At 39.1% G+C, this 10,018-nt stretch carries 9 protein-coding genes; 7 read left to right on the top strand and 2 right to left on the bottom strand.

All coding sequences use genetic code 11. The annotated features are described in order from the left end of the window. The first annotated feature begins 543 nt into the window (after positions 1–543). From uxuA to EF384_RS08995, 7 genes are all read left to right on the top strand, one after another. Complete coding sequence (uxuA, locus tag EF384_RS09025; RefSeq protein ID WP_123781313.1) at positions 544–1,620, top strand: mannonate dehydratase; 1,077 nt, start codon at positions 544–546, stop codon at positions 1,618–1,620. Between the two features lie 59 nt (positions 1,621–1,679). Further along, positions 1,680–2,534: an SDR family oxidoreductase gene (locus EF384_RS09020; RefSeq protein ID WP_123781311.1), complete on the top strand. Its 855-nt coding sequence runs from the start codon at positions 1,680–1,682 to the stop codon at positions 2,532–2,534. A gap of 105 nt (positions 2,535–2,639) precedes the next feature. Beyond that, a complete protein-coding gene (locus EF384_RS09015) occupies positions 2,640–3,491 on the top strand; it encodes an HAD family hydrolase (RefSeq protein WP_123781309.1) in 852 nt (283 codons plus the stop codon). 46 nt (positions 3,492–3,537) lie between these two features. Further along, positions 3,538–4,188, top strand: coding sequence for a bifunctional 2-keto-4-hydroxyglutarate aldolase/2-keto-3-deoxy-6-phosphogluconate aldolase (locus tag EF384_RS09010; RefSeq protein WP_123781307.1), 651 nt, complete (start codon positions 3,538–3,540; stop codon positions 4,186–4,188). 1 nt (position 4,189) lies between these two features. Then, positions 4,190–5,221, top strand: coding sequence for a sugar kinase (locus tag EF384_RS09005; RefSeq protein ID WP_123781305.1), 1,032 nt, complete (start codon positions 4,190–4,192; stop codon positions 5,219–5,221). A 51-nt stretch (positions 5,222–5,272) separates the two neighbouring features. Continuing rightward, positions 5,273–6,697 (top strand): glucuronate isomerase, encoded by a 1,425-nt coding sequence (uxaC, locus tag EF384_RS09000; RefSeq protein WP_123781303.1) that lies wholly within the window; start codon positions 5,273–5,275, stop codon positions 6,695–6,697. A 336-nt stretch (positions 6,698–7,033) separates the two neighbouring features. Beyond that, entirely contained in the window at positions 7,034–8,188 is a 1,155-nt protein-coding gene (locus EF384_RS08995) for a hydroxymethylglutaryl-CoA synthase (RefSeq protein ID WP_123781301.1), read from the top strand. 63 nt (positions 8,189–8,251) lie between these two features. Here the strand turns inward: EF384_RS08995 and EF384_RS08990 are convergent, their stop codons facing one another. Both EF384_RS08990 and EF384_RS08985 read right to left on the bottom strand, forming a co-directional pair. Continuing rightward, positions 8,252–9,562, bottom strand: coding sequence for a hydroxymethylglutaryl-CoA reductase, degradative (locus EF384_RS08990; RefSeq protein WP_123781299.1), 1,311 nt, complete (start codon positions 9,560–9,562; stop codon positions 8,252–8,254). 76 nt (positions 9,563–9,638) lie between these two features. After that, a complete protein-coding gene (locus EF384_RS08985) occupies positions 9,639–9,962 on the bottom strand; it encodes an iron-sulfur cluster biosynthesis family protein (protein ID WP_123781297.1) in 324 nt (107 codons plus the stop codon). Between the last annotated feature and the right edge of the window lie 56 nt (positions 9,963–10,018).

The following is a 10,018-nucleotide window of genomic DNA, read 5'->3' as shown; positions in this document are numbered from 1 at the left end:
TCTACTTTGTAGGGAGTGTACCACTGAGCTTTGGTCTCCTTTTTGAATGTGAACTATGTACAATCATGATTGATTGGCACTGAATTCTACATTGCAAATATTGTTTGAAACTGCTTTTATGAAAAATATGCATGAAAACGTTTTAAATCAAAAGTTTTTATGCATAAAATGCTATATTTATTCAACGTCTTCTGTGTCAGAAATCAGGAAACCTTGCACAATGGTAAAAATAATTAAGATAATATACCATAGGATTTTGCGGTTTCTTTTCTTTTGTGCCTTTGTTCTTGCCATGTTGCGGACCTCCTTTAAATAAATAACTTTTTTGGTATGTTTTATTATACCATGAAAAATAAATAAAGTGAAAAGGAATACCAATGCACCAGTGTATGCCCTTACATTTTTAACAAAAAATTGCATTAATTGTTATTTTGCTATTGAAAAAGCGTTTTCTTTTATGTAGAATGTAGGAGTAATGAGCGGAAGCGTTTGCTCATAAAAAATCGTGCGAAGTTAAGATCACACACAAAGGAGTATTAGACTATGGAAATGAGTTTCAGATGGTATGGACAGGATGACCCTGTTACATTACAACAAATCCGTGAAATCCCAGGTATGCAAGGTATCGTTACAGCTGTGTATGATATCCCAGTTGGAGAAGCATGGCCGCTAGAACGCATCGAGCAATTGAAGAAAGATGTCGAAGATGCTGGATTGCATATTTCGGTAATTGAGTCTGTTCCTGTTCACGAAGATATCAAACAAGGTAAACCAAATCGTGATGCTTTAATTGAAAACTATAAAACAACTTTACGTAACTTAGGTGAGGCTGGAATTCCTGTTGTATGTTATAACTTCATGCCAGTGTTTGACTGGACACGTTCTGACTTAAACCATGATCTTCCAGACGGTTCTAAATCATTAGCCTTTATTAAAGAAGACGTTGAACGTATGGATCCTGTTGAAGGTGAATTATCATTACCTGGTTGGGATTCTTCTTATTCAAAAGAAGAAATGAAAGCGATTTTAGACTACTACCGTGATAATGTTGATGAAGAACAATTATGGGAAAACCTAGAATACTTTATCAAAGCAATCATGCCTACCGCCGAAGCTGCCGGTGTAAAAATGGCTATCCACCCAGATGATCCTCCATATAGCATCTTTGGTTTACCACGTATCATAACTAACCAAGAAGCTGTTTCACGTTTCTTAGATATCTACGACTCAGAATACAATGGTATTACAATGTGTGTTGGTTCTTACGCTTCTGATCCGAAAAATGATGCGCTTGCAATCATGAAATATGCTATAGATCGTAATCGTATCAACTTCATGCATACACGTAATGTAAAACGTGGCGACTGGGGCTTCCAAGAAACAGCTCACTTATCAGAAGCCGGTGACATCGACATGTACGCAGTAATCAAAATGTTAGTAGATGCAGATTGGCAAGGCGCTTTACGTCCTGACCACGGCCGCCGCATTTGGGGTGACCAAACTGTAACACCTGGTTACGGCTTATATGACCGTGCTTTAGGTGCTACTTACTTTAACGGTTTATATGAAGCAGCAATGAAGGCTGCAGGTAAAACACCAAACTTTGGTACAACCAAATAATTAAGCAACTATTACTCGGTATTGCTGAATAATCAGCGTGAAGAAAGAGGTAATTTATTATGACAAACAAATTCGTACACGACTTTTCAGGTAAAACAGTTGTTCTTACAGGTGCTGGTGGGGTTTTAGTTTCTAAATTTGCTGAAGCTTTCGCATTAGCAGGCGCTAACGTTGCTTTGTTAGACTTAAATGGTGAAGCTGCACAAGCTCGTGCAGATGAAATCAATGCATTAGACATCGAAGGTAAAGCGATTGCTGTTGTATGTAACGTATTAGATGTTGAATCAATTAAAGCAGCGAAAGAAACTGTAGACGCTGAATTCGGTGGTACTGATGTATTAGTAAATGGTGCTGGTGGTAACAATGCACGTGCAACTACTGACAACGAATACCATGAATTAGATTTACCAGAAGAAACAAAAACATTCTTCGACTTAGATCAATCAGGTGTTGAATTCGTGTTCAACTTGAACTTCTTAGGTACTTTATTACCAACACAAATCTTCGCGAAAGATATGATTGGTCGTGAAGGAGCAAACATCATCAACGTTTCTTCTATGAATGCATTCACACCATTAACTAAAATCCCTGCATACTCAGGTGCTAAAGCAGCTATCTCTAACTTCACACAATGGTTAGCAGTTCACTTTGCACACGTTGGTATCCGTGCAAACGCGATTGCGCCAGGTTTCTTAGTTTCTAACCAAAACATTGACTTAATGTTTGAAGCTGACCACAAAACATTAAAACCACGTGGTGAAAAAATCATCAACGGTACACCAATGGGTCGCTTCGGTGAACCAGAAGAATTATTAGGTGGTCTATTATTCTTAGCGGATGATAAAGCAGCAAGCTTTGTTAACGGTGTTGTATTACCAATCGATGGTGGTTTCGCAGCATACGCTGGTGTTTAATGCTTAAGTAAATAATCAAATAATTTATTACTGGAGGGCTTTGGCAGGGGTATCATATCAATGCTCAAAGCCCTTTTTCTATGATTCGTAGGAGGAAATATTCAAATGGCAGTTTTACCAAATGAATTTACAAAATCAAAACAATTTTTAGTATGTGTGGACTCAGACGGATGTGCAATGGACACAATGAACGTCAAGCATTTCGAGTTTTTCGGTCCGTTGGCAGCTGAAGTATTTGGCATTCAAAACAATGAAGCCTTCCAAGAAGATTGGAACCGCGTCAACCTATTCTCTAGCACACGTGGTGTCAATCGTTTTACCGCATTGGTCATGTGTTTAGATAACGCGCGTCAATCTGGTGAAGAAATCATGAATATTGATGCTTTACGTGACTGGGCGAATACAACTGCTTCTTTATCAAATGGATCTTTGAAAGAAGCAATCGAAGCCAATGAAGATGCTTCATTGGTTGCAGCTTTGGACTGGTCAACAAAAGTAAACGATGGTATCCATACAGAATTATCTGGTCGTGATAAACCATTCCCAGGTGCTAAAGAAGGGTTAGAAGCGATTACTGAAATTGATGACGTAGCGATTGTTTCTTCAGCTAATTCAGAAGCTTTACAATCAGAGTGGACACGACATGACTTAATGCCTTCTGTTGATGTTATTTATGGTCAAGAAGCTGGCTCAAAAGCAGATGCCATTGCCGACTTATTGAAACATGGTTATGCAGCGGATGAGATTTTGATGGTTGGTGATGCACCTGGTGACTTAAAAGCGGCACAAACAAATGGTGTATTATACTACCCAATTTTATTTGGTAGCGAAGAATTTTCGTGGGACCGCCTACGCAATGAAGCGTTAGCAAAATTCAACAACAAAGAATATGAGGGTGAATACCAAGATCAAGTAATCGGTGAATTTAAAGATTTATTAGCGAAATACGATGCATAAATTAGCGTATACTTAAAGCAAATAAATTTCCTGAGGAGGAATAAACATGGCAAAAAAAGCAGAAACAATTGTACAAATGCAAAAAAACTTCTTATTCGCGGTAGTGCGTGGCGAATCAGAAGAAGCAGGTTACGAAATTTCTAAAGCTGTATATGAAGGTGGCGTGAAAAATATCGAAGTAACTTTCTCTACGCCTGGTGCAGAAAAAGTAATGGATCGTTTATCTAAAGAGTTTGCGGGTACAGATATGGTTGTTGGTGCGGGTACTGTTTTAGATGCGGTAACTGCGCGTATTTCAATTTTAAATGGTGCACGTTTCATCGTTTCACCTACATGGGTACCAGAAATTGCTGAAATTTGTAATTTATACACTGTACCTTACTTACCTGGTTGTGGTACCGTTACTGAAATTCAACAAGCACTTCAAGCTGGTTGCGAAATCGTTAAAGTATTCCCAGGTGGCGTTTTAGGTGCAGGCTTTATTAAAGATGTACATGGTCCATTGCCACAAGTTGAAATGATGCCTTCAGGTGGTGTGAACATTGAAAACATGGATACATGGATTAACAACGGTGCATGGGCTGTTGGTGTAGGTTCTGCTTTAACAAAACGTTATAAAACTGATGGTGCAGATTCTTGTCGTGAAGAAGCCCAAAAATTCGCAGATCGCTTAGCTGAAATCCAAGGCGGAAAGTAATATGAGAAAGAAGGTTGTGACACTTGGGGAAATCCTTATTCGTTTAACTACAATGGATAGCGAACGTTTTTCCCAAGCGCAAAAATTAGAAGTTACATATGGTGGTTCAGAAGCAAATATTGCTGCTACAATTGCGCATTTAGGTATGTGGTCTAGTTTCGTCACAGCCGTCCCTGATAATGAATTGGGTAATAGCGCGGTTGAATTTATGCGCAAAAATGGTGTCCATACGGGATACATGCTGCGTCAAGGTCATCGCTTAGGTATTTACTTTGCCGAAAAAGGCTATTCTATTCGTCCATCAAAAATTGTCTATGACCGTAAACATTCAGCATTCACTGAATCTAAAATTACTGACTATGACATGGATTTGATTTTTGAGGATGCTAATTGGTTCCATACATCGGGGATAACTGCGGCATTATCAGATAATTTGTTTGAATTAACAAAAGTATGCATGCAAGAAGCGAAAAAACGTGGTTTAAAAGTATCGATCGATTTGAACTATCGCGCAAGCCTATGGGACTTTGAAGTTGCCCGTAGCAAAATGGCAGAGTTGTTGCCTTATGCGGATATTTGTTTTGGCATTGAGCCATTATTTGTACCTGGTGAGGGTGGTAGAGACTACAAGGATATCAATAATATCAAACGTCCTTATGACTTTGACACCTTAAATGATATGTTAGCATACATAAGTGAATACTTTGATTTAGAAGCCATCGCTTTGACGAAACGACAAACAATTAACGCGAACCGCAACATTTTACAATCTTACTTATATACCAAGGATAATCTATATGCTTCTAAAGTATTTGATGTAGATATCATTGATCGAATCGGAGGTGGCGATGCTTTTGCTGCCGGCCTAATCTATGCCATCAACTCTGAAAATTACACCCCACAAGAGTGTATTGAATTCGCCAATGCTACCTTTGCTTTAAAACATACAATTCCTGGTGATATGGGGATTCTTACCCTTAATGATGTACACCAACTAATGAATAGTGATGAAGGTTTTGACGTAAACCGCTAAACTTTTTTGACGAACTTTCTTGCTAGATAATCTGGAAGGAGATCTTTTTACATGAGTTTTATTAACGATGATTTTATGTTACAAAGTGAAACTGCAAAACACTTGTATCATACATATTCAGAAGACCAACCGATTTTTGATTACCACTGCCATTTATCACCACAACAAATTGCAGAGGACTATACTTTCAAAAATATTACGGAATTATGGCTTGGTGGCGACCATTATAAATGGCGTGGCTTACGTGCCATGGGTGTGTCAGAAGATAAAATTACTGGCGATGCATCTGATGAAGAAAAATTCAAAGCATGGGCTGAAACTGTGCCGAATACAATTGGAAATCCTTTGTTCCACTGGACAGCTTTAGAATTAAAACGCTACTTTGATGTAGATGAAATTTTAAGCGGTGACAACTGGAAAGAGATTTATGAAGCTGCCAATCAAAAATTGGTTGATGAAAACTTAACAGCACGTCAATTTATCAAAAATTCCAATGTAACCTTTATCTGTACAACGGACAATCCATACGACACTTTGGAATTCCATAAACAAATTGCGGAAGACGATTCATTTGATGTGACTGTTGTCCCAGGTTTCCGCCCGGATGAAGCCTTTGCTGTTGGAGAACAAAAATTCATTGATTTTCTTCCTAAGATGGAAAAAGCGAATGGTATCAAAATTGATTCATTTAAATCATTAGTGGCATCTTTAGAAGATCGTATTCAATTTTTTGCTGATCATGGTTCAAATATCTCTGACCATGGTTTGGGTAAATTGGTTTTCCGTCCTGCAACAAATGATGACGCTGAAGCTATTTTCCAAAAAGCTGTAAAAGGTGAAGCAATTAGCCTAGATGAATATGGTCAATTCCAAACAGCATTAGTGCGCGAATTGGGTAAAATTTACAAGGCCAAAGGTTTCGTAATGCAATTTCATTTTGGTGCTATTCGTAACAACGCTGAACGTATCTTTAACCAATTAGGTCCGGATGCAGGTTTAGATTCAATCAATGACCAAGTGAATGTTGCAGAAGCATTGAATGGTTTATTGAACGAAATGGATAAAACAAATGAGCTACCTAAAGTGATCTTGTATCCATTAAACCCAGCTTACTTCGATTTAGCAGCAACAACTGCAGCCAACTTCCAAGCTAATGATGAAGGTTTGAAGAGCCGTGTACAATTAGGTTCTGGTTGGTGGTTCAACGATACAAAATACGGTATGTTGAAACAATTCAAAGCACTTGCTGAAGGTGGTTTATTAATGAACTTTGTCGGTATGCTAACTGACTCACGTTCATTTATTTCATACACACGTCACGAATACTTCCGCCGTTTATTCTGCGATTACATTGGTGACTTGGTGGAACGTGGTGAAATTCCTAACGATGAAGCATTATTAGGTAAATTAATTGCTAACGTTTCATACCACAATGCGGTTGAATACTTTGATGCAGCTGAGTTAGTTGCTAAATAATGACGCATATATATGCTATAAGGTCAGTGCTGAAAGCACTGACCTTTTTTGTTTCTTCCAACGGTTCAAAGCTGGACAACTTTTGTCGCACTCTATGAAAACCTGCTCCAATAACCTGATTTGACTGCGTTTTAGAAAAATCAATAAGACTGAAGTACGTCTTATTTTCATTTTCTTCCAACGGTTCAAATCAAAACGGTTATTGTCGCACTCTATTAAGTATTTCAGATTTTCCTAAGAATAGAAGATATGCATGAAATTATGGTGAATTATGATAAAATGATATATTGAGAGGTCGAGTTAAATATATAAACTATAGTTGGGAGAAAATGAAAAATGAATATAGGTATCGATAAATTTAATTTTTTCACACCCCATGTATACCTAGACATGGAAGAGTTAGCTGAAGCTCGAGATGTCGATCCAGCAAAATTTACGATTGGTTTAGGGCAAACACAACAAGCTGTTGCACCTTTAACCCAAGATCCTGTTTCAATGGCTGCCAATGCGGCGTGGCCAATGTTGACGGATGAAGATAAAGCAGCAATTGATTTTGTGATTGTGGCTTCCGAATCAGGAATTGATCAATCCAAAGCTATGGCTGTATACGTACATCAATTATTAGGTATTAACCCTTATGCACGTTCAATCGAGATGAAAGAGGCTTGCTATGGAGCAACAGTAGGTATTCAAACGGCTGTAAACCATATCGCACGCCATCCCGAATCAAAAGCTTTAGTGATTGCCACTGATATCGCACGTTACGGTTTAAAAACATCTGGTGAATCAACCCAAGGTGCCGGTGCAGTAGCGATGTTGATTAGTAAAGATCCACATATTGCTGTAATTAATGATGATGCCGTTTCATATACAGGCGACATCCATGACTTCTGGCGACCAAACTATTCACCATATCCTGAAGTAGATGGCCATTTTTCAAACCAACAATATCTACAATTCTTGGATAATGTGTGGACAAGTTACAAGGAACGCTTCAACCATAGCATTGAGGACTTCAAAGCTTTCGCATTCCATTTACCATACTCAAAAATGGGGCTAAAAGGTTTGCGCCAAATGTTGCCTGAAGCTGATGAAGCCAAACAAAATGCTTTGGTAGAAGAATTTGAAGCGAGTCGCGTGTACAACAAACGTGTGGGGAATATCTATACCGGTTCACTTTACCTAAGTTTGATATCATTAATCGAACAAAGTGAAACCCTACAAGCAGGCGACGCTATCGGTGTCTTCTCCTATGGATCAGGTGCCGTAGCTGAATTCTATTCCATCACATTAGTGGACGGATATGAAGACCATTTAGCAGCTGAACGTCACCAAGAAATGTTAGACAACCGTATCAAATTATCCGTAACTGACTACGAATTAATCTTCCAAGAAGCCTTACCAACTGACGGTAGACAACTACTCCTACCTGAAGACGAAGAACAATTCCAACTAGCAGGAATCGAACAGCATCACCGAATCTATAAATAACAAAAAAGTGCAGTCCAAGCTCATGTTCAAACTTGTGACTGCACTTATTTTTTGTGAAAAAGACTAAGCTTCATGCAACTGAGCAACTATGTCTTTAGCAGTTTGTAGATTCATATGAGGCGCTTGCTCTAACGCGTCAACCACTAGTTGGATTTCCGACTCTAGTGCACCTGCCTGAATGGCCAGTGAACGAGCTTGTAGATGCATGTGTCCTGCTTGAATACCTTCTGAAACTAAGGCGCGAACGGCTGCTAGATTCTGAGCAAGCCCAACACTAACAGCGATTTGCATTAAGGTTTTGGCATCTGCTTGGCCTAGAATCGCTTTAGTGATTTGAACAGTAGGGTGAATCCCAATAGAACCACCAACCGCACCTAAAGGTAGGGGTAGGGTCATATGACCAGACAAGACTTCGGTATCCTCATCGTATGACCAAGTTGCTAAACCTCGGTATTGGCCATCACGACTTGCATAGGCATGGACGCCTGCTTCAATTGCGCGCCAGTCATTACCTGTTGCTAGAACGAAAGCATCAACACCATTCATAATCCCTTTGTTGTGAGTGGTCGCCCGGTAGACATCTACTTGGGCTAGTTGGCTTGCTTGGGCGATGCGTTTGGCTACTGTTGGACCATCGATATCTTTTTTTGCAAAAAGAGCGGCTGGAATTTGGCAAGTTGCCGTAGCTGTAGCTTCGAGTGCATAGTTACTCAAAATGGCCATGAGGGCATCCAGTTCAGGGATAAAATCAATCTGAGTCAGCATGTAGTGTTTTAAAGCTTCCAACATTGTGTTCATCATGTTAGCACCCATAGCTTCTTGCGTATCAATAGCTAGGTAGACATTAAAGAAGGCTTCATTATGCGTTGCTGCCGGGAAATATTGGTTCGTAATTGTCCGTGCGCCACCGCCGCGTTTCACAATGGAAGGGTATGCTTCATTAGCAATATTTAATAAGGTATCTTCGTTGGTTTGGATCCAAGCTGCAAATTGGTCAGCTAGGTTTTGGGTATTTACGTTTGTAAAAGCGATTTGACCTGTCATCAGACGATTATCGACTTGAGCGGTGAAACCACCTCCACCAGTTACAATTTTGGCACCATTTGAAGCAGCCGCAATCACTGAAGGTTCTTCAGTGACCATTGGGACTTCGATTTCTTTTCCGTTGATTGTGAAGTTTAAGGCTAAACCGTAGGGTAATTTGTAGGTTGATAGGGCATTTTCAATCATGTTGTCAGCAATATCATCGGATAAACCTGTACCATTTAATAGCATTTGTGCCTGATCTGCGCTAATGCGCTTGGCTTGTTCGAGGATTTTAATCCGGTCGGGACGTGTTTGTTTATAATAGGCTTTGAATTGGGCATCTGACATAATTTTCTCCTTTAAAAAATAAAAAATGATGACATAAGGAAACGGACTAGTCGTGACCAGCCCGTTTGATGAAATGTTATTGTGCCTTTTGTAAGTAGATATTGTCGTTTACCATTTGGCCGTCGACAATTAGTACGAATACTTGTCTGAAATCATCGAAATCGATGCGGTTATCATGACCAAGAATTTTCAAGGCTGAGGTTTGGACGTGCACTTTACCAATGTGCGTTTCTAATACTTCATCATACCGTGAAAAATCTGTTTCATTCGTACGAATCACCAAATCAATATCTGGGTCTTTACTAATGTTTAAGCTGTTTGTATCGCTTAAGCAGATGTTTTCAAACTGTGATAATGATTGCAACTTATTAATAGCCTTAGTACTGAAAAATAACTTCAAAGCCCATCCCCCTTTAAATCATTTATTTTTATTCATCTTAAATTGTCAAATTAAGT

It is taken from the genome of Aerococcus agrisoli, assembly GCF_003797145.1.
Taxonomy (GTDB): domain Bacteria; phylum Bacillota; class Bacilli; order Lactobacillales; family Aerococcaceae; genus Aerococcus; species Aerococcus agrisoli.
Note: the sequence above shows the minus strand (reverse complement) of the source record. Positions and strands in the feature narration are given on the sequence as shown.

What these genes read in the sequence shown, in the direction of transcription:
- uxuA (WP_123781313.1), top strand. Translation starts at nt 544, where the DNA reads ATGGAAATGAGTTTCAGATGGTATGGACAGGATGACCCTGTTACATTA.
- EF384_RS09020 (WP_123781311.1), top strand. Translation starts at nt 1,680, where the DNA reads ATGACAAACAAATTCGTACACGACTTTTCAGGTAAAACAGTTGTTCTT.
- EF384_RS09015 (WP_123781309.1), top strand. Translation starts at nt 2,640, where the DNA reads ATGGCAGTTTTACCAAATGAATTTACAAAATCAAAACAATTTTTAGTA.
- EF384_RS09010 (WP_123781307.1), top strand. Translation starts at nt 3,538, where the DNA reads ATGGCAAAAAAAGCAGAAACAATTGTACAAATGCAAAAAAACTTCTTA.
- EF384_RS09005 (WP_123781305.1), top strand. Translation starts at nt 4,190, where the DNA reads ATGAGAAAGAAGGTTGTGACACTTGGGGAAATCCTTATTCGTTTAACT.
- uxaC (WP_123781303.1), top strand. Translation starts at nt 5,273, where the DNA reads ATGAGTTTTATTAACGATGATTTTATGTTACAAAGTGAAACTGCAAAA.
- EF384_RS08995 (WP_123781301.1), top strand. Translation starts at nt 7,034, where the DNA reads ATGAATATAGGTATCGATAAATTTAATTTTTTCACACCCCATGTATAC.
- EF384_RS08990 (WP_123781299.1), bottom strand. Translation starts at nt 9,562, where the DNA reads ATGTCAGATGCCCAATTCAAAGCCTATTATAAACAAACACGTCCCGAC.